This window comes from Variovorax sp. P1_H2, assembly GCF_056405295.1.
Window position 1 is genome coordinate 1 of sequence record NZ_JBFUCJ010000115.1, and the last position, 21,996, is coordinate 21,996.

The following is a 21,996-nucleotide window of genomic DNA, read 5'->3' on the forward strand; positions in this document are numbered from 1 at the left end:
GTCCTACCGGGTCGGCAGCGTCGCCTGGTCGATGAAGCATTTCCAGCAGGGGCTGTTCACCCCATCGGCCTTCCAGGCCGCCGAGGTGGCGGCCAAGGCGGTGCTCGACGACGCCCTGGGCACCTACGTGCCCGACCGCTGGGACGTCGCGTACGGCGCCTCGGGCACCATCGGCGCCGTCGGCGACGTGCTGGCCGCGGCCGGCAACGAGCCCGGCCTGATCACGCGCGATGGCCTCGACTGGCTGGTCGACCGCCTGCTGCGGGCCGGCAGCGCCGACCGGCTGCGCATCGAGGGCATGCGGGAAGACCGCAAGGCGGTGATCGGCGGCGGCGTCAGCGTGCTGCGCGCGGTGTTCGACCTGCTCGAGATCGAGGAGATGCGGGTCGCCCAGGGCGCGCTGCGCCACGGCGTGCTGTATGAATTGCTGGAGCGCGACGACACCGTGGCCGACCTGCGCACCGCCACCGTGGCCCGGCTCGCAACCCGCTTCCCGGTCGATGCCGCCCAGGTCAAGCGGGTCGGCGAAACCGCGGCCTCGCTCTACGTGCAGCTGAATCCGGCGGCGCGCGGCGGCAGCACCACCAGCCGCGCCGGCCGGGCGCTGCGCAAGCTGGGCTGGGCCGCGCAACTGCACGAGATCGGGGCCCAGATCTCCCACAGCGAATACCACAAGCACGGCGCCTACATCCTGGACAACGCCGATGCACCCGGCTTCGCGGTCAACGAGATGCACGCGCTGAGCCAGCTGGTGCTGGGGCATCGCGGCAAGCTGCGCAAACTGGAAAGCGCCCTGGACGACGAGGCTTTCGTCGCGCAGCTGGTCGCCTTGAGGCTGGCCGTGATCCTCTGTCACGCGCGCCGCGACCCGGACCTGCAGGGCTTCACGCTCGAACGCCCCGATGCGCGGCGCTTCGTCATCGGCTGCCGGCCCGACTGGTCGGCCCTGTTCCCGCAGTCCTCGCACCTGTTGCGCGAAGAAGTGCTGGCCTGGCAAAAGACCCCGTGGCGGGTCGAGCTCGCGGGATTCTGAGGGGCCTTGCGCCCCGACGACGCTACAGAAGCTCGGGCGCCTGCACGGTCACCAGCACGGTCTGCACGTCGCCGTCGCGCTCGCGCGTGCGGACCCACCAGACGGCGCCCTTGCGCACCGGGCAGCTGTCCTGCTGCAGCCCCAGCAGCCGCGAGATCGCCTGGCCGAATGAAGGCTGGTGGCCGACCATCAGCACCACCGACTTCCCGTTCGGCCAGCCGGCGGCCTCCAGCAGCGCGTCGGGCGTGGTGTCGGGCGCGAGTTCGGCGCGCATCTTGAACTTGCGCCCGAGCGCCTGCACCGTCTGCTCGCAGCGCCGTGCCGGGCTGCAGACGATGCGGGTGCCCTCGGGCAGTTGCCGGTCGAGCCAGGCGGCCATCCGCTTGGCCTGCTTCTCGCCGCGGGCGGTCAGCGAGCGCTGCAGGTCGTCGCAGCCTTCGGTCCAGTCTTCCGCCTCGGCATGGCGCCAGAAAATGAGGTCCATGGTTCAGTCCAGTGATACCGCGCGGCTGCTCCCGCGCGATGCGTAGCGGTTCATAAGCGCGGTCTGGGCGCCATGGACCTCGATGGCCCGCGACGCGCCCTCCTCGCCCGCATGCGTGTCCTGGTCGACCCGGTGGTAGGCACCGTCGGCGCCGAGGTCCCAGGCGTCCCGGCCATCGTGCAGGTAGGCCACCAGGCACTCGTCGATGAGCCTCTGGCGCAGCACCGGGTCGGTCACCGGCCAGGCCAGTTCGATGCGCCGCAGCATGTTGCGGTTCATCCAGTCGGCGCTCGACAGGTACAGCGCCTCGTCTGCGCCGTGGCGGAAATAGAAGACCCGCGAGTGCTCGAGAAAGCGGCCGATCACCGAGCGCACGCGGATGTTGTCGGTCAGGCCCGGCACCCGGGCCGGCAGGGTGCAGGCGCCGCGCACGATGAGATCGATCTTGACGCCGGCCCTTCCCGCGCGAACCAGCGCGGCGACCAGCGCCTCGTCGGTCAGCGCGTTCATCTTGACGACGATGCGGGCGGTTTCGCCGGCCGCCGCCGCGGCGCCGAGCGCATCGATGCGCGCAATCAGGTTGCGGTGCAGGTCGAAGGGCGCCAGCCACATGCGATGCAGCTTCGGCAGCCGGCTCTGGCCGGCCAGGTGGACGAACACCGCCTCCATGTCGGAGGTCAGCAGCGGGTCGGCCGTGAGGTGGCTGATGTCGGTGTAGAGCGCGGCGGTGCGCGGGTTGTAGTTGCCGGTCGACAAATGGCCGTAGCGCTGCATGCGCTTGCCCTCGCGGCGCGTCACCAGCAGCATCTTGGCGTGCGTCTTCAGGCCGACCACGCCGTAGACCACCTGGACGCCGATCGACTCGAGCATCTCGGCCCAGTTGATGTTGGCCTCTTCGTCGAAGCGCGCCTTGAGCTCCACCACCACCGTCACTTCCTTGCCGCGTCGGACGGCCTCGCGCAGCAGGTCCATCAGCTCCGAATCGGTGCCGGTGCGGTAGATGGTCTGCTTGATCGCCAGCACCTGGGGGTCCTGCACCGCCTCGCGCAGGAAGGCCAGCACGCCGGCGAAGCTCTCGAAGGGCTGGTGGATCAGCACGTCGCCGCGCTGCAGCCGGTCGAAGAAGGACTGGCCCGGCGACAGCGTGATCGGATAGGACGGCAGGTACGGCGGAAACCGCAGCTGCGGCTCGTCGAGCAGGTCGATCAGCTGCGTCAGGCGCGCCAGGTTGACCGGGCCGTGCACGCGGTAGAGCGCCTGCGGCGGCAGCTCGAACTGCGCCAGCAGGAAGCTCGCCAGCGACTCGGCACAGCTGGCCGACACTTCGAGCCGGACGGCCTGGCCGAAATGGCGGTGCTGCAGGCCCTGGCGCAGCGCGGTGCGCAGGTTGCGCACGTCTTCCTCGTCGACCGCCAGGTCGGAATGGCGCGTCACGCGGAACTGGGAGAACTCGCCCACCTCGCGGCCCGGGAACATGCTCGACAGATGGGCCCGCACCACGCTGGACAGCGCGATGACGAGCGTCTTGCCGCCCGACAGCCTGGCCGGCAGGCGGATCACCCGCGGCAGCACGCGCGGAACCTTCAGGATCGCGATCGGATTCTCGCGGCCGAAGGCGTCCTTGCCGCCCAGCCGGACGATGAAGTTGAGCGACTTGTTGGCGACCTGCGGAAAGGGATGGGCCGGATCGAGCCCGACCGGGATCAGGAGCGGGCGAACCTCGCGCTCGAAATACTCATGCACCCATTTGCGCTGGGCCGGATTGCGCTCGCCGTGCGAGATGATGTGGATTCCCACGCCGGCGAAGGCCGGGATCAGGCCGTCGTTGTAGAGCGCGTATTGGCGCCCCACCAGCGTATGGGCCGCCTCGGCGAGACGCTCGAAGGACGCGACCGTATAGCTGCCCTTCTGCTCGCCGGCCACGCCTGCCGCCAGATGCGGCGCGGCCCGCACCTCGAAGAATTCGTCGAGGTTGGCGGACACGATGCAGAGGTAGCGCAGCCGCTCGATCAGCGGCACCTCGGCGCGATAGGCCCAGTCGAGCACGCGCTCGTTGAAGGCCAGGATCGCATGGTCCCGATCGAGCAGGGTCAGGGGAGCTTCGGCTTCGGCAATAACAGGCGTTGTCTCGGAAGTGGCTGGCGGCATGAAGAAGGATTCTGTAACAACCGTCGCAGGAATGCGCAACGGTCGCAGCATGCCAGTGTCGAGGACGAACATGACATTTTTGTGACGGTTGCGTGACGGAATCCCGACCGGACACGCGCGCTCAGCGTGCCGAGAAGTGCCGCCTGTAGCGGGCCGGCAGTTCGTCGATGCGCATCAGCATGGGCAGGTCGGCGGTGTTGAAGTCCGGATCCCAGGCCGGCGGGCCCAGCACCTTGGCGCCAAGCCGGAGATAGCCCTTGATCAGCGCCGGCGGCTCGACCTCGAGCGCCTCATCGAGCTGGTGCACCGGCAGCGGCAGCCGCGGCTGCACCTGGTACTGGATCGGCGCCATGTGCGTCGCCGACAGCTGGCGCCAGATGCTGGCTGCGGCGTCGCCGCTGGTCACGCCGTGGTGCCACATCGGGATGCTGGCGCAGCCGATCATGGTGTCGAGCTTGTTGCGGGCCATGAAGCCGGCCAGTGCGCCCCACAGCGCCAGGATCACGCCGCCCTGGCGATGATCGGCATGCACGCAGCTGCGGCCCAGCTCGACCATGCGCTCGCGCAGGTCGCGCAGCCGGGTCAGGTCGAACTCGATGTCGCTGTAGGTGCTGCCGACGCGCCGGGCCTGGGCCGGCGTCAGCACCCGGTAGGTGCCGATCACCTGGCCACTGGCGCCGTCGCGCACCAGCAGGTGCTCGCAGAAGTCGTCGAAGAGATCGACGTCATGGCCGGCGACCGGCGTCGCCAGCCGCGCGCCCATTTCGCCCGCGAACACCTCGTAGCGCAGGCGCTGGGCGGCGCGCACCTCGTCCTGATGGCGGGCCCAGCCCACGCTGATGCCGCCGGCGGCGTCGACGGCGCCGGTCGGCGCGCGAGGCACGGGTATTGCATCGGGTCCGCGTGCCGGGTCGGGCACGGGCCACAGGGCGCCGCGCAGGCCCAGCTGGGAGAACGGGAAAGTCGGCGTGGGCAGTTCTTTCATGGGGAGCCTTTCTGCGGACGCAGTCTGGTCACCGGCGATGAAGCGGGCATGTCGGTTCGGAGTCAATTGCATGACGGCACGCGGTCTCGCCCGCTTCGGCGTTTAATGCCGCAGATGCGTTCCATGGAGTTGTGATGGCCACCGAAACAAGAATCGAAGTCGAGACCCGCCGCCACCAGATGTTTCCGGTGCTGAGCGCCGCGGACATCGGGCGCATCCGGCGCTTCGGCAGCGTGCGGCGCTACGCGCGCGGCGACTGCCTGTTCCGCGCCGGCGAGCCCGGGCCGGGGATGTTCGTGGTACTCGAGGGCGTGGTGGCGATCACCCAGCGCGACGGCCTCGGCCACGTGGTGCCGATCGAGCACCAGGGGCCGGGCCAGTTCCTGGCCGAGGTCGCCCAGCTCTCGGGCCGGCCGGCCCTGGTCGACGGCCACGCCGAGGAAGACGTCGAGACCCTGCTGGTGCCGCCGGACCAGCTGCGGGCGCTGATCATCGCCGAGGCCGACCTGGGCGAGCGGCTGGTGCGGGCGATGATCCTGCGCCGCGTGGCGCTGATCGAATCGGGTGCCAGCGGGCCGGTGCTGATCGGGCCGCCGCAATCGGCCGAGGTGCTGCGGCTGCAGAATTTCCTGGGCCGCAACGGCCATCCCTACCAGGTGGTCGACGCCACCCGGGACGTCGATGCTGCCGCGCTGCTCGAGCAGTACGGCGAAGCCGAGCTGCTGGTGGTCTGCCCCGACGGCACCGTGATGCCGAATCCCACCGAGCACGCGCTGGCGCGCTGCCTGGGCATGGTCGACAGCATCGCGCACGACGACCTGTTCGACGTCCTGGTGGTCGGCGCCGGACCGGCCGGCCTGGCGACCGCGGTCTATGCGGCCTCCGAGGGCCTGCGCGTCCTCGTGGTCGACTGCCGCTCCTTCGGCGGCCAGGCCGGCGCCAGCGCGCGGATCGAGAACTACCTGGGCTTCCCGACCGGCATCTCGGGCGGCGCGCTGGCCGGGCGCGCCTACGTGCAGGCGCAGAAGTTCGGCGTCGAGATGCTGATCCCGGCGCAGGTCGAATCGCTCGACTGCACGGCCGCCGAAACGCGGGGAGAACTCTCCGTGCGGCTGACCGACGGCCGGCGCCTGAAGTCGAGGACGCTGGTGATCGCCAGCGGTGCGCGCTACCGCCGGCCCGAGGTGCCGCGGCTGTCCGATTTCGAGGGCCGGGGCATCTGGTACTGGGCCTCGGCACTGGAGGCCAAGCTGTGCTCCCGGCAGGAGGTCGCGCTGGTGGGCGGCGGCAACTCGGCCGGCCAGGCCGCGGTGTTCCTGTCCCAGCATGCCGCCAAGGTGAACGTGCTGGTGCGCGGCCCCTCGCTGGCCGCGACCATGTCGCGCTACCTGATCGACCGCATCGAGGCCAGCGACAACATCGAGCTGCATCCGTACACCGAGCTGGTGGCGCTCCACGGCGAGCCGGGCAGCGGCCTGAACGGCGCGACCTGGCGCGACCGGCGCAGCGGCCAGCTGGAAGACTGCCCGGCACGCAACATCTTCCTCTTCATCGGCGCGGTGCCCGAGACCGACTGGCTCGAGGGCTGCGGCGTCGCCCTCGACAAGCACGGCTTCGTGCTCACGGGACAGGCGGCGCGCGGCGGCTTTCCGGCCAAGACCGCGGCCGYGCTCGAGTCCAGCGTGCCCGGCGTGTTCGCGGTCGGCGACGTGCGCTCGGGCTCGGTCAAGCGGGTCGGCGGCGCCATCGGCGAAGGCGCCGCGGTGGTCGCGCTGATCCATCAGCACCTGGCGCCGGCGGCGACAACGGCCTGAGACGCGCGTTCGCAAGGAAAGCTCGAGCCGGGCGAGGACCGGATGGGGTGCCATGCGCGCGGGCGACAGGTCGGGCAGGCCGAAGCCAGGGTCCGCCTGCACGAAATTGCGGCCGGGGCTATGCTGGCCGGCCTTTCGTTCACCCTCCTGGATTCCTCGGACATGACCCAAGCCCCCATCGACGTCTATTCCTGGCCCACGCCCAACGGCCACAAAGTTCACATCATGCTGGAGGAGTGCGGCCTCCCCTACCGCGCCCATCCGGTCAACATCGGCAAGGGCGACCAGTTCGAGCCCGCCTTCCTGAAGATCAGCCCGAACAACAAGATTCCGGCCATCACCGATCCCGACGGACCGGACGGCAAGCCGATCTCGCTCTTCGAGTCGGGCGCAATCCTGGTCTACCTGGCCGGCAAGACCGGCAAGCTCCTGCCGACCGGCGACCGCGAGCGCTACGAGGTGCTCCAGTGGCTGATGTTCCAGATGGGCAGCGTCGGCCCGATGCTCGGCCAGGCGCACCACTTCCGCATCTATGCGCCCGAGAAGATCGGCTACGCCATCGACCGCTACAGCAACGAGGCCAGGCGCCTCTATGGCGTGATCGACAAGCAGCTGTCGAGCAGCAAGTTCATCGCCGGCAAGAGCTATTCGATCGCCGACATCGCGATCTTTCCGTGGCTGCGCAGCTGGGAGAACCAGGGCATCGTCCTCACCGACTACCCGCACCTCAAGCGGTGGTTCGACGCGATCGCCGCGCGGCCGGCGGTGCAGCGCGGCGTCAAGGTGCTGGCCGACCTGCGGCAGCCGATCACGGGCGACAAGGAGCGTGAGGTCTTGTTCGGCAACACGCAATATCAGCGTCGATGAGGCAGGCCCGCCGGCTCGTCCCCGATTCGCAGGTTAGAATGGAAGGCTCGTCGGGGTGTAGCGCAGCCTGGTAGCGCATCTGGTTTGGGACCAGAGGGTCGAAGGTTCGAATCCTTTCGCCCCGACCATCAAAAAGTGAACGCCTGCAAGGACTTAGCTTCTTGCAGGCGTTTTGCGTTTCGGACCGCAAATTTCTAACGATTCGGCATCCTTCTAACGGTCAGCCGTGTGCCAGCAGCATCTTCATGAATGTGATGCCGTTGCGCTGGCCCTTGTCCTCGTCGCAGTTGTTGAAAATGAGGTGCGTGTTGCGCACTTTGTACGCCAGGCGCACCACCTCGACCATGATTTCCTTTAGCTCCTGATCCGGATAGTCATAGTCGAAGCGCTCGGCCGCCGACGCAGCGCCCTTGATGTTGTAGGTGTCGATGTTGCGGCCGTGCAGACGCACCAGGGCGTAGTCGGGGTTCGTGGCCTCGGCCAGCAGCGGCACGCTGTTGGCGAAGCCCTGCGGGCCGTCGATGACGGTGTGCACCGCGTGCAGCTCGCGCAGGAAATCGACCGTGCCGCCGCGGTGCGCCTCGTTGAGCCAGGACTCGTGCCGAAACTCAATGCTGACGGTGTGGCCGGCCATTTGCTCGACGCAGTGCCGCACATGGTTATGCCCTTCACGATTGCACATCAGCCACGGCGGAAACTGGAAGTGGACCAGCCCCAGCTTGCCCGCGGTCTTGAGGGGCGCCAGCGCGTCGATGAAGCGCCGCCACAGCTCGGCTCGGATCTCGGGCGGCGTACTCCGGTAGTAGAGCGTCTTGGACGTGCCCAGCGCCTCCTTGAGGTCCTTGTGCAGCACCTTGGGGTCGGTCTGGTGGCCGGTGAACAAGCGAAACGCCTTGACGTTGAACACGAAGCCCTCAGGCGTGCGCTCGGCCCAATTGTTGGCGTTGGTTGGCGTCGGGATCCCGTAATAGCTCGAGTCGACCTCGACCAACGGGAAGATCGACGAATAGAAGCGCAGGCGCGCTTCTGGCGTCTTCGCCTCCTTCGGATAGAAGCGCCCGCAGTCGATCAGCGTCTTGTCAGTCCAAGAGGCGGTGCCGACCAGGATGCTCATCGTCACATGCTATCGGCTCCAGCCACCGGGCGGCGCTCGACGAGCGCGACGGGGCACGCTCCCGCTCATGCCATAGCGGGTGTTCAGCATCGTGCACAGGTCGCCGCACAGGTGTGCTGATCAGCTACACAGCATTTCCGGTTCGCAACTCTCGAAGAGCGGCTCCAGGGCATCAGGAGGCCTTCGACGGGTGGCGGCAGCTTGTCCGGCACTGCGCAGGTCGGCCGTAATAGCCGGAACGGGCCACAGCGGCTGTACGCCTGGCCGCCGAAGCGGCGCGCCAGGAGATCAGCCCCGGGGCGCTTTCTAGATCAAACGCCGAAAGCCGGTCAATTGGTGGCGGGTTGCTTCTTGGCCGCCGCCTTGGCATCGCGCGCGCCGACCTTGGCCTGTCCCGCGGTCGCGGCCTTGCCCCCGCTGGCCTCAGGATTGAGTTCGGGGCTGGTGGCTTGGTCGCCAGCCGGCTTCTTCACCATGCCTTGGGGCTTGGCGCTGGCCTTGTTCTGGCCTGCCGTGGCAGCCTTGCCGCCGCTGGCCTCAGGATTGAGTTCGGGGCTGGTGGCTTGGTCGCCAGTCGGCTTCTTCACCATGCCTTGGGGGCGCGCTTCCACCTTGGTTTGGGCGCGATTTTGGGCCTTGCTGTTCGTCACAGGTTGTTGCTCCGACGATGCCCCCGCCGGATTTTGCGCATAGGCGCTTGCTGCGAACAGGCCGGTGATCATGACTGCGAGAAGTTTGCTCATGGATGTCCTTGGGAGTTGATCGAGTCGCCGCGCCATCAGCAGATGGCCAAAGTACAACGATGGTCTTAGCTCCATGGTTGACACAGATTCGCGACGGCGGCGGCGCAGGGCTCGGCGGACGACCGCCGGCAGCGAGAAACCGCCCGTGCCCGACCTGAATGCCGATCGGATCAGCGCCCGATCACGATCGGCGCGCCCAGACGACAGCGATCGATCACGGCCAGGTCCGGCTCTATCCCGAGCCCCGGTCCCGTCGGCACGGCCAGCTGGCCGTCGCGAGCCCGCACCGCGTCGTGGTAGGGGCTGGCCTGCAGGTCGCCGAAGAAGAGTTCAAACGGCACCTCCGGTGCGTACGCTGCAGCCAAGTGCAGCGACGCCAGAAAGCCGGGGCCGAAGTAGAAGCAGTGCGGCACATAGTCGACGCCGTGCGCGCGCGCCAGGGTCACGGCCTGAGCGACCGCCTCGATGCCGCCGAACTTGATGACGCTGGGCTGACAGATGTCGACCGCGCCCGTGCGCAGCATGGACTCCATCTCGTGGATGCCGGCGACGTTTTCGCCGGCGGCGATCGGCGTGGAGGCAGCTGCGCGCACGCGAGCCAAACCATGGAAGTCCTCCGGCGGCCATAGCGGCTCTTCCAGCCAAGCCAGCCGCGAGGCTTCCAGTGCTCGTGCGTTGTCGATCGACTGCGATACGCTCCAAGGGCAGTTGGTGTCCAGGGCCATCCACACGGACTCGCCGCAGGCGGCACGCGCAGCGCGTACGGTCTCCAGCCGGACTTCGTGCAGCTTGATGTGTCGGAACCCCTGGGCCAGGGCGCGTTCGACCGCTCGTGCGACCAACTCCGGTTCCGCGTAGCGCAGCAGGCTCGCATAGGCAGTCAGTTCGCGCGGCGCTCCGCCGAGCAGCGATGCGATCGGCAACGATGCCACCTTGCCGGCGATGTCCCACAACGCGATCTCAATGGCCGACAGCGCATAGACGACCGGGCCGCTGCGTCCATGAATGTGAAAGCGGTGCGCCATCTCGGCCATCAACGCGGACCGGTCGGAAACCTCGCGTCCGATGAACGCGGGTCCGACCAGGCTCGCCAGCGCTGCACTCGTGGTCGGACAGGCGACGTGCCCCCACCCTTCGCCCCAACCCTCGACGCCGACATCGGTGCACACGCGCACGAACAGCGAGTCCACGGACGTCCAGTTCATGCCGGCAAAGGCCTTTGGCGCCGCGCCCATGTCGAAGGGCACGCGGATGAGGTGGATCTCGATGCGCTCGATCTTCATGGCTGGACCTCTGCACCAATCGTGTGCCGTCGATGATGACGGGTTCCGGGATGTTGATCAATTCGCTCGTCGCCCTACCTGGAGAGCCGTCAGTCGCGACTGGCGGCGCCTGGCCCGTTCAGTAACTTTGACGAAGGTCAGCTTTTCTTGACGGGTTTCAAGGCATCTTTTGATCGGTTTCGCCCGACCATGAAAAAGTGAATGCCGGTAGTGACTTAGCGTCGCTACCGGCATTTTGCGTTGAGGGGCCCGGCCGCCGCCCTTCAGATTCTCGCGAGCACCACATGGGCCTGGATCTTCCCCTCGACCGCCCCGGTGCCGAAGCGCTTCGCCAGGGCTTGCGCACACGCCCTGGTGGCAGCACCAAGACCGTCCGGCGAGCGGGCCTCGATCTCGTTGCGCAGCGGCGTTCCCTGGCAATAGGCGATGGCCGGCCCCAGCGGCGACTCGGCGCGACTGCACGCCGTCACGGTCTCGAACACCGGTGCCACGATGAAGCCCGCGCCGGCCAGATCGCGCGCGATCGCCTGGCGGTCGAAGTAGCCGTGCGGCGTGCGCGCCAGGAATCGCGGCGGATCTGCGGGGTAGAGCGCGCCRAGCGCGGCAGTGATCTCCTGCGCGAACTCGTTCTCGTCGATCCGGTCCCAGACGTTGAACAGCAGCGCACCGCCGGGCCGAAGTACCCGCTGCGCCTCGGCGAAGGCGCCCGTCTTGTCGGGAAAGAACATGACCCCGAACTGGCAGACCACGAGATCGAATCCGGCATCGTCGAAGGGCAGGTGCATGGCGTCCGCCTGCTGCCAGATCACCGGACGCGCGGCGCCAACCGCAGCCGCGCGCGCCAGCATCGGCGGGTTCAGGTCGGTCGCGACCAGCTCGACCGCTGGCGGCAAGACCTTCGCCAATTCGCGGGTGACGACGCCGGTGCCGGCGGCCGTCTCGAGCACGCGAAGCGGTGCCAGCGCCGCCGCCCGGCGCGCGAGATCGACCGCGCAGGGCGCGAAGATCAGCGGCACCAGGCGGGTGTCGTACAGCTCCGGGATCGAGCCGGCGAACATCGCGTCAGAACCAGACATATCCATGGCGGGCCTCCTGCTGGGCGAAGCAACGCTTCGCCGGGTCGCGGCCACGGTGCGGACCGCAGCGAGCGCGCTGGCCCGATCATCAGGCAAACGGCGCCGGAGGGACACCTCGGCGCCCGGCGCCGGTTCGCAGCCACCGTAGAATCGCGATCCTCGCACCCGCGTGCCTTCGCACGCCGGTCGCGATTCTCTTTTTTCCTGCGCGGCGGTAGCTCAACCGGATAGAGCACCAGCCTTCTAAGCTGGGGGTTACGGGTTCGATTCCTGTCCGCCGCGCCATTGCACGTGATTCCCGCGAAGGAGACATCGATGCTGCAGCAATCCCCCATGTACGCCTACATTCCCGCCCGTGACCTGGCTCGGGCGCGCCGCTTCTACGAGGACACGCTGGGCTTCAAGCCCCAGGCCGAGATCGCCGGGGGCGTGCACTACGCCTTCGCCGGCGGCACCGGCTGCTTCCTGTATCCGACCCCGAACGCCGGTACTTCGCAAGCCAGCCAGGCCTTCTGGCAGGTCGAAGACATCGAGCGCGAGGTCGTCGAACTGAAGGCGCGCGGCGTGGTCTTCGAGGACTACGACATGCCGGGCAAGGATGCCAACGGCATCGTCGCCCAGGGCGGCGCCAGGGCGGCCTGGTTCAAGGACAGCGAAGGCAACATCATGGCCGTGATCCAGAACGCGGCCTGAATGCGCTCAAGCGCGCAGCAGGAAGCCGCTGCGCGGCGCCAGCCATTCGACGACGACTTCGACGTCGACGCCGCCGAGGGCCGGCATCGGCGCCGTCCCGGCGACGAACAGCATCCTTTCTTCTTCCAGCAGGAAGCCGTGGGGCAGCGCGCGCAACCTGCAGCCGCCGAGGTCGATGCAGTCGCTCCCGGCCGGCGGCATCGCGTCCAGAGACAGCGCCCAGCGCACCGGGCCCGGCGCCGACGCCAGCAACAAGGACCGATGCCGCTCGTCGCCGGGTTCGAAATCGATCAGCGCCCACTCGTTGCGGTCGCCGCCGACCAGGTAGCCATTGACCAGTGCGCCGGCCCGGCGCGCGGTGACCCGCAGCACCCGTGGCGAGAGGAACATCGCGAGCCCGTCGGCCAACTCGCAGCGGCCGTGGCCCTCGCCGTCCGGATCGATGCGGGCAATCTCCGCATAGGCCGGCTCGTCGGGGTTCACGGCCCGCAGCCCGTCCCCGGCCATCGCGCGGCGCGGCATGACCAGCGGGATCTGCTGCACCCCCCGGGCATGCGCCAGGCAGGCCTCGGCGCTGTCGAAGGCCTCGAGCTGCTGCAGGATCCGGCGTTGCACGTTCATGAGCCGCAGCCCGCGCGCCGGATCGAGGGCCTCGGCCGGCCGCAGCCAGAGGTGCTCCACCGTTTCGCGTCCGTCGGGGCGGGCCTGCTGCCCGGTCGGAGCCAGCGCGACGAAGAAACGGGTGTCGAAGCGCCGCGGCATGCCGGGCGGCGTGAGCCAGTGGGCGAAATAGGCCAGCCGGTCGACGGCCAGCCGCCAGCCGTGCCGGTCGCAGAGCCCGCGCAGCGATTCGGCGCCCTCCTCCGTGGCCGTGCGCAGCGCCGAGATCTCGTCGTCGGCCAGGTGGTCGAGGGCGACCGGGCGCCCATCGGCACCGCTGGCGAACAACAGGCCGGCCTCCTCAAAGCACTCGCGGACCGCCGCCACGTAGAAGTCGAGGCCACCGGCCGGCAGCGCCAGCCGCCGGCTGGCCGCGGCGTCGTCGAGCCCGGCGCAGCATGCATGCAGCAGGAGGTCCTGGGGATCGACGCCGCCGCCCGGGAAAACGCTGGCGCCGCTGTTCTGGTCACCCTCCTTTTCGGCCCGGCGCAGCATCAGCACTTCGAGGCCGGCAGCGCCGTCGCGCAGGACGATCAGGGTTGCCGCGAAGCGGATCGGGCGCTTCGGCGCCGACGAGGAGGAAAAGGAGTGGGACGCTGGTTTCATTCGAGGTCGGGTGCCGTTTTACCAGCTTCGTGCCTCGTCTGTAATGGGGAGGAAGCGAGCCGCCGATTGCGCCACACTTGCGCGCGTCGAAGGAGGTCCACTTGGTCAAGAAGATTCAGCTCAATGAAGAACAATGGCGCACGCTGCAGGCCCTGCAGGAAGCCCGCACGCGGCGCTCGCCCACCGATTCGATCAGCGTCTCCGAACGCCTGCTGTCGAACGGCCTCGTCGGCTGCGACAGGCAAGGCGGCAAGTTCCTGACCGAGCAGGGCCTGGAGCGCCTCAACCAGGGTCGCTGAGGCCTCGGCCGCCGAGGCCGCTCCACTTCACCGCCGGGCCGTCGGGCCGTCGGGCCGTCGGGCCGTCGGGCAATCAATCATCTAATCCGCCAGTCGCAGCCCTTGGCGGTCGACGCTGTCGACGATCTCGCGCAGCGAATTGCGGCCCAGCCGCGACAGCGCGAACAGCTTGCGGGCCGGCAGCCGGACCAGGTCGCGGACGGTATTGAGTTCATTGACGCGCAGCAGATTGGTGGTGCGGTCGCACAGCCGCAAGACCGCGATGTCGGCGTCGAGAATCGAGTCCGAAGCGGCGGCAAAGGCAGGGTTGCGTGGATCCATGGCGAGACCTCCTGAAAACGATGGCTGGAACTTGCACAGTTCATGCCATCCGCGCCGAGCCCCTGTTTCGAGGAAATCCGCTTCAAAATCAATCGCTTCGACTGAAACGAGGACAATGAGACTGCCTCTTTTTCAGACGATTGTATTTATTTAATACAGGGTTTTCCAGGAGCCTCGCCTCAACCCAGGCGCTCTGCGATGAAGTCGAGAAAGCAGGTGATCCGTGCCGACAGCTGGGTGTTGCGGTAGTACACCGCGTTGATCGGCTGTCGCACCTCCACCGTATCCCGGGTCAGCAGTTGCACCAGGTCGCCGCGGGCGCAGTCGGCGGCGGTCATGAAGTCGGCCAGGCAGACGATGCCCGCACCCGCGAGCGCCAGCTGGCGCAAGGTCTCGCCGCTCGATGCGGTGAGCGCCGGCGCGATCGGCCATTCGTCTCCGTGCGGCCCGCGCAACGGCCAGCGGTTGAGCGACTCGGGTTGCGTGAAGCCCAGCAGCGTATGGCGCGCCAGGGCCGCCAGGCTCTTCGGCCGGCCGTGCGCGGCGATGTAGGCCGGGCTGGCCAGCACCCGCAGCCGGCTGGTGGCGATCGGGCGCGCGTGCAGCGTCGAATCGCGCAGCGCGCCGATGCGGATCGCGATGTCGGTACGGCGCTCGAGCAGGTCGATGTTGAGTTCGTCGCTGTCGAGTTCGAGCGCGATCTGCGGATAGGCGAGGCGGAACGCCGGCACCAGCGGCACGATGGCATGCAGCATGAAAGGCGACGCGGCATTGACGCGCAGCCGCCCGGCGGGCTTCTCGCGCCGCGCCGCCATCTGCTCCTCGGCGTCGTCCATCGCGATCAGGATGGCGCGCGCATGCGCCAGGAAGGCCCGGCCCTCTTCGGTGAGCTCGAGCCGGCGCGTGGTCCGCCGCAGCAGGGTGGTGGCCAGCTTGCGTTCCAGCCGTCCCAGCGCCCGGCTGATGCCCGAGACGGTCTGGCCGAGCTGCTCGGCCGCGGCGGTGATCGAGCCGCCATCGACGACGGCGGCGAACGCCTGCAATTCTTCGACCGTGGTCTTCAAGCCTTCGCCTGCCGCTTCAGTGTGGATGACGCACGGCTGCTAGCGAATCGGAAAGCGCTTCAGCATGGTGCGGCCCAGCGAAGTGATCTCGTTGACCATGGCCGGCGGCTGCTGGTAGCCGTCCAGCGTCCGCAGCGGCTTGGGAATCGTCGCCCTGACGTGCCCGGCCATGCTGAGCACGCGCACGGCGTCGACATCCGCGCCTCCGGCGACGGCGACGGGCAGTTCTTCCGCTGCCAAACGATGAAGTAGGTGCATGGGCACGGCGAGAGTATGCCGCCTGCGCCTGACGCCCTGCTTAAACTCGCCCGACCCACTTCGCATCGAACGCCATGCAGATCCAGGAAGCCGTCGCCAGCCGCCACTCCACCCGCGCCTTCCTGCCGACGCCGGTCGACGGCGAGACCCTCCGCCGGGTACTGACCCTGGCCGCGCGCGCGCCCTCGGGCGGCAACCTGCAGCCCTGGCACATCGACGTGCTCGCGGGCGACGCGCTCGCGGCGCTGAGGGCGCGCATGCGCGAGAAGCTGGCCCAGGGCGGCGAAACCGAGCCGACCGAGTACGACGTCTACCCGCCGGCCCTGCGTGCACCCTGGCGCGACCGGCGCTTCCAGGTCGGCGAGGCGATGTATGCGCGGCTCGGCATTCCGCGCGAGGACAAGGCGGCGCGGCGCCGCTGGTTCTCCCGCAACTTCGATTTTTTCGGCGCGCCGCTGGCGCTGTTCTGCTCGGTCGATCGCAGCATGGGACCGCCGCAATGGTCGGACCTGGGCATGTACCTGCAGACCGTGATGCTGCTGCTGCGCGGCGAGGGCCTCGACAGCTGCGCACAGGAATGCTGGGCGATCTACCCCAGAACCGTCGGCGCGGCGATCGACCTGCCGGCCGAGCGGATGCTGTTCTGCGGCATGTCGATCGGCCACCGCGATCCCGAGCATGCGGTCAACGGCCTCGTGAGCGACCGCGCGCCGACCCACGAATGGCTGAATTTCCGCGGCCTCTGAGCCGCGGCCTCAGCCCGCCGGCGGCACGTCGCCGAACCGCGGCGCCCGCCGCTCGACATTCGCGCGCACGGCCTCGGTCTGGTTCGGGCTGCCGATCAGGGCCTTCTGCTCGCGCGACTCGGCCAGCAGCAGCTCGGCCGCACCCGGCACCATCGCCGCATTGAGCAGCCGCTTGCCGGCGCGGATCGCGTCGGGGTTCTTCTGCGCGATCTCGTGCGCCATCGCCAGCGCCTCGGCCAACGGATCGGCCGCGACACGCGTCGCGAAGCCGAGCGTCACGGCCTCCTCGCCCGAGAAGATGCGCCCCGTGAAAGTCACATCGCGCACCACGTCGTCGCGCGCCAGTTCGCGCATCAGCACGATGCCGCCCATGTCGGGCACCAGGCCCCACTTGATCTCCATCACCGACATCTTGGTGTCCGGCGCGACCAGCCGCACGTCGGCGCCGAGCGCCACCTGGAAGCCGCCGCCGAAGGCCACGCCATGCACCGCGGCGATCACCGGCACCGGCACCTGGCGCCAGACCATGGCCACCTGCTGCGCCGCGTTGGCGATGCCGTGGGTGCGCGCCATGATGTCGGCGCCGGCGGCCCCGGCGCCGAGCACCGAGCCGGCAGCGCCCTGCCCCATGCGCTCGAAGGATTTCATGTCGAGCCCGGCGCAGAAGGCCTTGCCGCGGCCGGCCAGCACCACTGCGCGCACGGCCGGGTCATCGCGCAGGCGGCTGCCGGCGTCGATCAGGGCGTCGAACATCGCCGGGTCGAGCGCGTTCATCTTGTCGGCGCGCGCCATGTGCAGTTCGACCACGCCGTCGGCGTGGCGGATGGATTCGATGCGTTCGTTCACGGATGTCTCCTGGTGTTCGGTTCAGGTTCGGTGGCAGCCAGTATCGATGCTCGGCGATGATGGTGCTGTCGCCCAGTCAACAGTACCCACCATGCCGATCGCCCGCCRCCAGTTCCTTCGATCCGGGGCCGCTGCCGCCGTCGTCGCCCTGCTGGGCGAGGCCCGCGCGCGACCGGCCGGCGACGAGCGCCTGGGCTTCGCCGCCGTGCCGGCGACGCTGCGCGATGCCGTCACGGTGCCGCCCGGCTACGAGGCGCAGGTGCTCTACCCCTGGGGCTCGCCGACCGGCATCGCAGGCGCCATGCCGGCCTTCGCGCCCGACGCATCGAACAGCGCCGCCGACCAGGCGCTGCAGGCCGGCATGCACCATGACGGCATGCATTTCTTCGCGCTCGACGGCCGCGCCGATCGCGGCCTGCTGGCGATGAACCACGAGTACACCGACGAGCAGCTGCTGCACCCGGACGGCGCCAGGCCCCTGACCCTCGACAAGGCCCGCAAGTCGCTGCACGCGATGGGTGTCTCGGTGATCGAGGTCGAGCTCACGGCATCGGGCTGGCGCCGGGTGCTGCCCTCGCGCTTTGCCCGCCGCATCCACGGGCAGACGCCGATGCGCCTGTCGGGTCCTGCAAGGGGCAGCCCGCTGCTGCGCACCGCGGCCGACCCGGCCGGCGAGCATGTGGCAGGCACCTTCGCCAACTGCGCCATGGGCGTCACGCCCTGGGGCACCTACCTGAGCTGCGAGGAGAACTTCCACGTCTACTTCGGCGCGCCGAAGGATGCGCTGGCGCAGGCCACCGCGGCGCAGCGCCGCTACGGCCTTGCCACTGGATCCTGGGTCGATTACTGGCGCGTCGACGATCGCTTCGATCTCGCGAAGCATCCCAACGAATCGAACCGCTTCGGCTGGGTGGTCGAGATCGACCCCTTCGATCCGGCGTCCACGCCGGTCAAGCGCACCGCGCTCGGCCGCAAGGCCCAGGAGAGCGCCACCTGCAGGCTGGCGAAGGACGGCCGGCTCGCGGTCTACATGGGCGACGACTCGAACTTCGAGTACATCTACAAGTTCGTGAGCCGCGACAAGGTGCGGCCCGGCAACGATGCCGCCGCGCGGGCCGCCAACCGCCACCTGCTCGACGAGGGCACGCTGTACGTGGCGCGCTACGACGACGGCGGTCGCGGGCAATGGCTCGAATTGCGGCACGGCCTGGGCGGCGTCGATGCCGCGAGCGGCTTCGCCGGCCAGGCCGAGGTGCTGATCCATGCACGGCGGGCGGCCGACATCGTCGGCGCGACCCGGATGGACCGGCCCGAATGGATCGCGGTCGACCCCACGGGCGGCGACGTCTATGTCACGCTGACCCACAATGCCTCGCGCGGCCGGCCCGGCATGCCGCCGGTAGACGCCGCCAACCCGCGCGCGGACAACATCTTCGGCGGCATCCTGCGCTGGCGCGAGGACGGCCGCGACGCCGCCAGCACCGGCTTCGCCTGGGACCATTTCGTGCTGGCCGGCGACCCCGCCCTGCCGGGCGCCGGCGCGCGCTACCCGAGCGCCGGCGCCGACGCTTTCGGCTGCCCCGACGGACTGCATTTCGACAGCGGCGGCCTGCTGTGGATCCAGACCGACATGAGCGGGAGCGCGATCGGCAAGGCGCCGATGGCCGCCTTCGGCAACAACCAGATGCTCTGCGCGGACCCGGCCAGCGGTGTCATCAAGCGCTTCCTGGTCGGCCCGAGCGGCTGCGAGATCACGGGGTGCGTGCTGACCCCGGACCGGCGCAGCCTGTTCGTCAACATCCAGCACCCGGGCGAGACGCGCGAAGGCGCGAGCGGCACGCCGAGCAGCGCCTGGCCCGACGGCACCGTGCCCGGCAGCGCGCGGCCACGCTCGGCGACGGTGGTCGTCCGGCGGCAGGATGGCGGTATCGTGGGCACCTGATTGTCAAAGGAGAGGAAAAGAAAATGGCCATCCGCATCGTTCGCCTCGGCAGCGACCGCGCGCCCGACGAGGGCCTGCGCATCGGCACGGTTCGCCGGCCGCCGCGCGGCGTCCCCAAGGCGGAGTTCGCTTCGCAGAACTGGTATGACGTCTGGTACCCGAACCTGGCGCCCTCGGTCGAGACAATGAAGCAGGCGCAGGCCGCCGTGGCATCGGGCGTGCCCGCGCAATGGGCCGCCTTCGGGCGCAAGTACAAGAGCGAGATGGCCGAGGCGGACGCGAGCCGCAGCCTGGACCTGCTGGCCGCGCTGTCGCACCAGAGCGCGTTCTCGGTCGGCTGCTACTGCGAGGACGAGGCGCATTGCCATCGGTCCTTCCTTCGTGCGCTGCTGGCGGAGCGCGGCGCGGATATCGTGGGCTGATCTGGCCATGATGTTCGCGAGCCGCTGCATCGAGGCGGCGGTCTGCTCCGCTCTCCGCCCGGTAGGAGTCGTCAGTATCCTTGTCCCAATTGTTCGAGGATCGCGGGGTTCTCCAGGGTCGACGTGTCCTGCGTGATAGCCTCGCCCTTGGCGATCGAGCGCAGCAGCCGACGCATGATCTTGCCGCTGCGTGTCTTCGGAAGATTCTCTCCGAAGCGGATATCTTTCGGTTTTGCAATCGGGCCGATCTCCTTCGCCACCCAATTGCGCAACTCGGCCGCGATCTTGCGCGCTTCCTCGTCGCTGGCCGGGCGGCCGCGCTTCAGGACGACGAAGGCGCAGACCGCCTCGCCGGTCAGGTCGTCGGGCCGGCCGACCACCGCCGCCTCGGCCACCAGGTCGGTCTTGGCCACCAGGGCCGATTCGATCTCCATGGTGCCCAGCCGGTGGCCCGAGACGTTGAGCACGTCGTCGATGCGCCCCGTGATGCGGAAGTAGCCGCGGTCGGCACTGCGCACCGCGCCGTCGCCCGCGAGGTAGATCGTGCCGCCCATCTCCTCGGGGAAATAGCTCTTCCTGAAGCGCTCGGGGTCGTTCCAGATGGTGCGGATCATCGAGGGCCAGGGCCGCTTGATCACCAGCATGCCGCCGGCGCCGTTGGGCAGGTCACGGCCGGTCTCGTCGACGATCGCGGCCATGATGCCCGGCAGCGGCAGCGTGCACGAGCCCGGCACCAGCGGCGTGGCCCCCGGCAGCGGCGTGATCACGTGGCCACCGGTCTCGGTCTGCCAGAAGGTGTCGACGATCGGGCATTTCTCGGCGCCGACATGGCGGTGGTACCACATCCAGGCTTCCGGGTTGATCGGCTCGCCCACGGTGCCCAGGATGCGCAGCGACGACAGGTCCCAGTTCTTCGGATGGACCTTCTCGTCGCTGTCGGCGGCCTTGATCAGGGARCGGATGGCGGTCGGCGCGGTGTAGAAGATCGAGACCTTGTGCTTCTCGACCATCTGCCAGAAGCGGCCCGCGTGCGGGAAGGTCGGAATGCCCTCGAACACCACCTGGGTCGCGCCGGCGGCCAGCGGACCGTAGGCGACGTAGCTGTGGCCGGTGATCCAGCCGATGTCGGCCGTGCACCAGAACACGTCTTCGGGACGGATGTCGAAAGTCCAGTCCATCGTGAGCTTGGCCCACAGCAGGTAGCCGCCGGTGGCATGCTGCACGCCCTTGGGCTTGCCGGTCGAGCCGGAGGTGTAGAGGATGAACAGCGGGTGCTCGGCGCCCACCGGCACCGGCGGGCAAACGCTGGCCTGCCCCTTCAGGGCCTCGGCGAAGGTCTTGTCGCGCCCGGCCACCATCGGGCAGGCGGTGGCGGTGCGCTGGTACACCAGCACGCTCGTGATCGATTCGCAGCCGCCCAGCGCCAGGCCGTCGTCGACGATCGCCTTCAGCGGCAGCTCCTTGCCGCCGCGCATCTGGAAGTTGGCGGTGATGACGGCCACCGCGCCGGCGTCGATGATGCGTTCCTGCAGCGCCTTGGCCGAGAAGCCGCCGAAGACCACGCTGTGCGTGGCGCCGATGCGGGCGCAGGCTTGCATCGCGATCACGCCTTCGATGCTCATCGGCATGTAGATGATGACCCGGTCGCCCTTGCGGATGCCCTCGGCCTTGAGCGCATTGGCGAACTGCGAGACCCGCGCCAGCAGTTCCTTGTACGTGACCTGCGTGACCGTGCCGTCGTCGGCCTCGAAGAGGATCGCGGTCTTGTGCTCGACCGGCGTGCCGATGTGCTTGTCCAGGCAGTTGGCCGAGGCGTTGAGCTCGCCGTCCTCGAACCACTTGTAGAAAGGCGCATCCGACTCGTCGAGCGTGCGCGTGAAGGGCTTGCTCCACACCACGTTGGCCCTGGCCTGGCGGGCCCAGAAGCCGTCGAAGTCGTCCGCCGCCTCCTTGCAGAGGGCGTCGTAGGCCGCCATGCTGGGGATGCGCGCGCCTGCGCTGGCCCGCTCGTCCGGCGGAAAGACACGGCTTTCGACCAGGACGGATTCGATCGTCGATGCGCTGCTCATTCTTGTCTCCTTTAGCTGACGTGATGTTCCGGCGGTAATGTCGGGTTCCCCACTTACGGACGACTGACGGGACATGTTAGCGCCCGGAATAGCGTCGCGACGACGCGCGCCGCCCCTAGAATCGCCCGTTTACGTTGTTGGCAAGTTCCGCCGAAACCTTTCGATGTCAAACGACAACCCTCTCATTCCAAGAACGGGCAAGGTCTCGCCGCTGCGTCCGCTCCCCAACCTGATCTTCGCCAGCCGCTGGCTGCAACTGCCGCTGTACCTGGGCCTGATCGTGGCCCAGGCCGTGTACGTGGTGCATTTCCTGGTCGAACTGACCCACCTGGTCGAAGCTGGCTTCGGCAGCGAGGATGCGCTGCAGGCCCTGGTGACGAGCATCGGCTACAAGACCTCGGCGCCGGTTGCTTCGCTCAACGAGACGGTGATCATGCTGGTCGTGCTGGCGCTGATCGACGTCGTGATGATCTCCAACCTGCTGATCATGGTGATCGTCGGTGGCTACGAGACCTTCGTGAGC

The 21,996-nt window shown here is 68.7% G+C and carries 22 protein-coding genes and 2 tRNA genes; 11 read left to right on the plus strand and 13 right to left on the minus strand.

The features are described from left to right. A partial coding sequence (locus AC1D2E_RS28580) for a Ppx/GppA phosphatase family protein (RefSeq protein WP_478200529.1) occupies positions 1 to 1,033 on the plus strand: 1,033 nt, incomplete at its 5' end. A 22-nt stretch (positions 1,034 to 1,055) separates the two neighbouring features. Here AC1D2E_RS28580 and AC1D2E_RS28585 read toward each other — a convergent pair. The 3 genes from AC1D2E_RS28585 to AC1D2E_RS28595 all read right to left on the minus strand — a co-directional run bounded on the left by AC1D2E_RS28585 (position 1,056) and on the right by AC1D2E_RS28595 (position 4,650). After that, positions 1,056 to 1,517 (minus strand): SixA phosphatase family protein, encoded by a 462-nt coding sequence (locus AC1D2E_RS28585; RefSeq protein WP_478171461.1) that lies wholly within the window; start codon positions 1,515 to 1,517, stop codon positions 1,056 to 1,058. A 3-nt stretch (positions 1,518 to 1,520) separates the two neighbouring features. Next, a complete protein-coding gene (gene ppk1 / locus AC1D2E_RS28590) occupies positions 1,521 to 3,665 on the minus strand; it encodes a polyphosphate kinase 1 (RefSeq protein WP_478200530.1) in 2,145 nt (714 codons plus the stop codon). A gap of 121 nt (positions 3,666 to 3,786) precedes the next feature. Continuing rightward, positions 3,787 to 4,650, minus strand: a complete 864-nt coding sequence (locus tag AC1D2E_RS28595; RefSeq protein WP_478200531.1) for a GNAT family N-acetyltransferase — start codon at positions 4,648 to 4,650, stop codon at positions 3,787 to 3,789. Positions 4,651 to 4,784: 134 nt separating this feature from the next. Between AC1D2E_RS28595 and AC1D2E_RS28600 the strand changes: the two genes are divergently transcribed. From AC1D2E_RS28600 to AC1D2E_RS28610, 3 genes are all read left to right on the plus strand, one after another. Beyond that, positions 4,785 to 6,464 (plus strand): FAD-dependent oxidoreductase, encoded by a 1,680-nt coding sequence (locus AC1D2E_RS28600; protein ID WP_478200532.1) that lies wholly within the window; start codon positions 4,785 to 4,787, stop codon positions 6,462 to 6,464. A gap of 162 nt (positions 6,465 to 6,626) precedes the next feature. Continuing rightward, positions 6,627 to 7,331, plus strand: coding sequence for a glutathione binding-like protein (locus AC1D2E_RS28605; RefSeq protein WP_478200533.1), 705 nt, complete (start codon positions 6,627 to 6,629; stop codon positions 7,329 to 7,331). A gap of 51 nt (positions 7,332 to 7,382) precedes the next feature. Then, a tRNA-Pro gene (locus AC1D2E_RS28610) sits at positions 7,383 to 7,459 on the plus strand. A gap of 92 nt (positions 7,460 to 7,551) precedes the next feature. Here the strand turns inward: AC1D2E_RS28610 and AC1D2E_RS28615 are convergent. The 4 genes from AC1D2E_RS28615 to AC1D2E_RS28630 all read right to left on the minus strand — a co-directional run bounded on the left by AC1D2E_RS28615 (position 7,552) and on the right by AC1D2E_RS28630 (position 11,553). Next, positions 7,552 to 8,445 (minus strand): DUF72 domain-containing protein, encoded by an 894-nt coding sequence (locus AC1D2E_RS28615; protein WP_478200534.1) that lies wholly within the window; start codon positions 8,443 to 8,445, stop codon positions 7,552 to 7,554. Positions 8,446 to 8,774: 329 nt separating this feature from the next. Further along, positions 8,775 to 9,167: a hypothetical protein gene (locus tag AC1D2E_RS28620; protein WP_478200535.1), complete on the minus strand. Its 393-nt coding sequence runs from the start codon at positions 9,165 to 9,167 to the stop codon at positions 8,775 to 8,777. A 191-nt stretch (positions 9,168 to 9,358) separates the two neighbouring features. Further along, positions 9,359 to 10,471 carry a mandelate racemase/muconate lactonizing enzyme family protein gene (locus AC1D2E_RS28625; RefSeq protein WP_478200536.1) on the minus strand — a complete coding sequence of 371 codons (1,113 nt, stop codon included), beginning with the start codon at positions 10,469 to 10,471 and terminating at the stop codon, positions 9,359 to 9,361. A gap of 263 nt (positions 10,472 to 10,734) precedes the next feature. After that, the gene (locus tag AC1D2E_RS28630) at positions 10,735 to 11,553 is read right to left on the minus strand and encodes a class I SAM-dependent methyltransferase (protein ID WP_478200537.1); all 819 of its coding nucleotides are present in this window, start codon (positions 11,551 to 11,553) and stop codon (positions 10,735 to 10,737) included. Between the two features lie 202 nt (positions 11,554 to 11,755). Here AC1D2E_RS28630 and AC1D2E_RS28635 point away from each other — a divergent pair. Both AC1D2E_RS28635 and AC1D2E_RS28640 read left to right on the plus strand, forming a co-directional pair. Then, positions 11,756 to 11,832, plus strand: a tRNA-Arg gene (locus AC1D2E_RS28635). Between the two features lie 30 nt (positions 11,833 to 11,862). Continuing rightward, positions 11,863 to 12,240, plus strand: a complete 378-nt coding sequence (locus AC1D2E_RS28640; RefSeq protein ID WP_478171455.1) for a VOC family protein — start codon at positions 11,863 to 11,865, stop codon at positions 12,238 to 12,240. Positions 12,241 to 12,246: 6 nt separating this feature from the next. On the opposite strand, the gene AC1D2E_RS28645 is transcribed toward AC1D2E_RS28640, so the two are convergent. After that, on the minus strand, positions 12,247 to 13,506 hold the full coding sequence (locus tag AC1D2E_RS28645; protein WP_478200538.1) for an NUDIX hydrolase: 1,260 nt from the start codon (positions 13,504 to 13,506) through the stop codon (positions 12,247 to 12,249). Positions 13,507 to 13,607: 101 nt separating this feature from the next. Between AC1D2E_RS28645 and AC1D2E_RS28650 the strand changes: the two genes are divergently transcribed. Continuing rightward, complete coding sequence (locus tag AC1D2E_RS28650; protein WP_478171453.1) at positions 13,608 to 13,805, plus strand: hypothetical protein; 198 nt, start codon at positions 13,608 to 13,610, stop codon at positions 13,803 to 13,805. An 81-nt stretch (positions 13,806 to 13,886) separates the two neighbouring features. Here the strand turns inward: AC1D2E_RS28650 and AC1D2E_RS28655 are convergent, their stop codons facing one another. From AC1D2E_RS28655 to AC1D2E_RS28665, 3 genes are all read right to left on the minus strand, one after another. Further along, positions 13,887 to 14,126, minus strand: a complete 240-nt coding sequence (locus AC1D2E_RS28655) for a DNA-directed RNA polymerase subunit alpha C-terminal domain-containing protein (RefSeq protein WP_478200539.1) — start codon at positions 14,124 to 14,126, stop codon at positions 13,887 to 13,889. 179 nt (positions 14,127 to 14,305) lie between these two features. Then, a complete protein-coding gene (locus AC1D2E_RS28660) occupies positions 14,306 to 15,190 on the minus strand; it encodes a LysR substrate-binding domain-containing protein (protein WP_478200540.1) in 885 nt (294 codons plus the stop codon). Between the two features lie 39 nt (positions 15,191 to 15,229). Next, positions 15,230 to 15,430 carry a hypothetical protein gene (locus AC1D2E_RS28665; protein WP_478200541.1) on the minus strand — a complete coding sequence of 67 codons (201 nt, stop codon included), beginning with the start codon at positions 15,428 to 15,430 and terminating at the stop codon, positions 15,230 to 15,232. 92 nt (positions 15,431 to 15,522) lie between these two features. Here AC1D2E_RS28665 and AC1D2E_RS28670 point away from each other — a divergent pair, with 92 nt between their 5' ends. Continuing rightward, a complete protein-coding gene (locus tag AC1D2E_RS28670; RefSeq protein WP_478200542.1) occupies positions 15,523 to 16,194 on the plus strand; it encodes a nitroreductase in 672 nt (223 codons plus the stop codon). 9 nt (positions 16,195 to 16,203) lie between these two features. Here AC1D2E_RS28670 and AC1D2E_RS28675 read toward each other — a convergent pair whose 3' ends face one another. After that, positions 16,204 to 17,040 (minus strand): crotonase/enoyl-CoA hydratase family protein, encoded by an 837-nt coding sequence (locus AC1D2E_RS28675; protein WP_478200543.1) that lies wholly within the window; start codon positions 17,038 to 17,040, stop codon positions 16,204 to 16,206. Between the two features lie 91 nt (positions 17,041 to 17,131). Here AC1D2E_RS28675 and AC1D2E_RS28680 point away from each other — a divergent pair, with 91 nt between their 5' ends. Further along, complete coding sequence (locus AC1D2E_RS28680; protein ID WP_478200544.1) at positions 17,132 to 18,982, plus strand: PhoX family protein; 1,851 nt, start codon at positions 17,132 to 17,134, stop codon at positions 18,980 to 18,982. 23 nt (positions 18,983 to 19,005) lie between these two features. Next, positions 19,006 to 19,404, plus strand: coding sequence for a DUF488 domain-containing protein (locus AC1D2E_RS28685; protein ID WP_478200545.1), 399 nt, complete (start codon positions 19,006 to 19,008; stop codon positions 19,402 to 19,404). Positions 19,405 to 19,475: 71 nt separating this feature from the next. Here the strand turns inward: AC1D2E_RS28685 and acs are convergent, their stop codons facing one another. Further along, a complete protein-coding gene (gene acs / locus AC1D2E_RS28690) occupies positions 19,476 to 21,473 on the minus strand; it encodes an acetate--CoA ligase (protein WP_478200546.1) in 1,998 nt (665 codons plus the stop codon). Positions 21,474 to 21,636: 163 nt separating this feature from the next. Between acs and AC1D2E_RS28695 the strand changes: the two genes are divergently transcribed. After that, positions 21,637 to 21,996: YqhA family protein (locus AC1D2E_RS28695; RefSeq protein ID WP_478200547.1), on the plus strand; the 360-nt coding region annotated here is incomplete at its 3' end.

Excerpts from the sequence above, each read along its gene's own strand:
- AC1D2E_RS28645 (WP_478200538.1), bottom strand. The coding sequence starts at position 13,506 with ATGAAACCAGCGTCCCACTCCTTTTCCTCCTCGTCGGCGCCGAAGCGC.
- AC1D2E_RS28595 (WP_478200531.1), bottom strand. The coding sequence starts at position 4,650 with ATGAAAGAACTGCCCACGCCGACTTTCCCGTTCTCCCAGCTGGGCCTG.
- AC1D2E_RS28655 (WP_478200539.1), bottom strand. The coding sequence starts at position 14,126 with ATGGATCCACGCAACCCTGCCTTTGCCGCCGCTTCGGACTCGATTCTC.
- ppk1 (WP_478200530.1), bottom strand. The coding sequence starts at position 3,665 with ATGCCGCCAGCCACTTCCGAGACAACGCCTGTTATTGCCGAAGCCGAA.
- AC1D2E_RS28620 (WP_478200535.1), bottom strand. The coding sequence starts at position 9,167 with ATGATCACCGGCCTGTTCGCAGCAAGCGCCTATGCGCAAAATCCGGCG.
- AC1D2E_RS28585 (WP_478171461.1), bottom strand. The coding sequence starts at position 1,517 with ATGGACCTCATTTTCTGGCGCCATGCCGAGGCGGAAGACTGGACCGAA.
- AC1D2E_RS28670 (WP_478200542.1), top strand. The coding sequence starts at position 15,523 with ATGCAGATCCAGGAAGCCGTCGCCAGCCGCCACTCCACCCGCGCCTTC.
- AC1D2E_RS28625 (WP_478200536.1), bottom strand. The coding sequence starts at position 10,471 with ATGAAGATCGAGCGCATCGAGATCCACCTCATCCGCGTGCCCTTCGAC.
- AC1D2E_RS28685 (WP_478200545.1), top strand. The coding sequence starts at position 19,006 with ATGGCCATCCGCATCGTTCGCCTCGGCAGCGACCGCGCGCCCGACGAG.
- AC1D2E_RS28605 (WP_478200533.1), top strand. The coding sequence starts at position 6,627 with ATGACCCAAGCCCCCATCGACGTCTATTCCTGGCCCACGCCCAACGGC.
- AC1D2E_RS28615 (WP_478200534.1), bottom strand. The coding sequence starts at position 8,445 with ATGAGCATCCTGGTCGGCACCGCCTCTTGGACTGACAAGACGCTGATC.
- AC1D2E_RS28640 (WP_478171455.1), top strand. The coding sequence starts at position 11,863 with ATGCTGCAGCAATCCCCCATGTACGCCTACATTCCCGCCCGTGACCTG.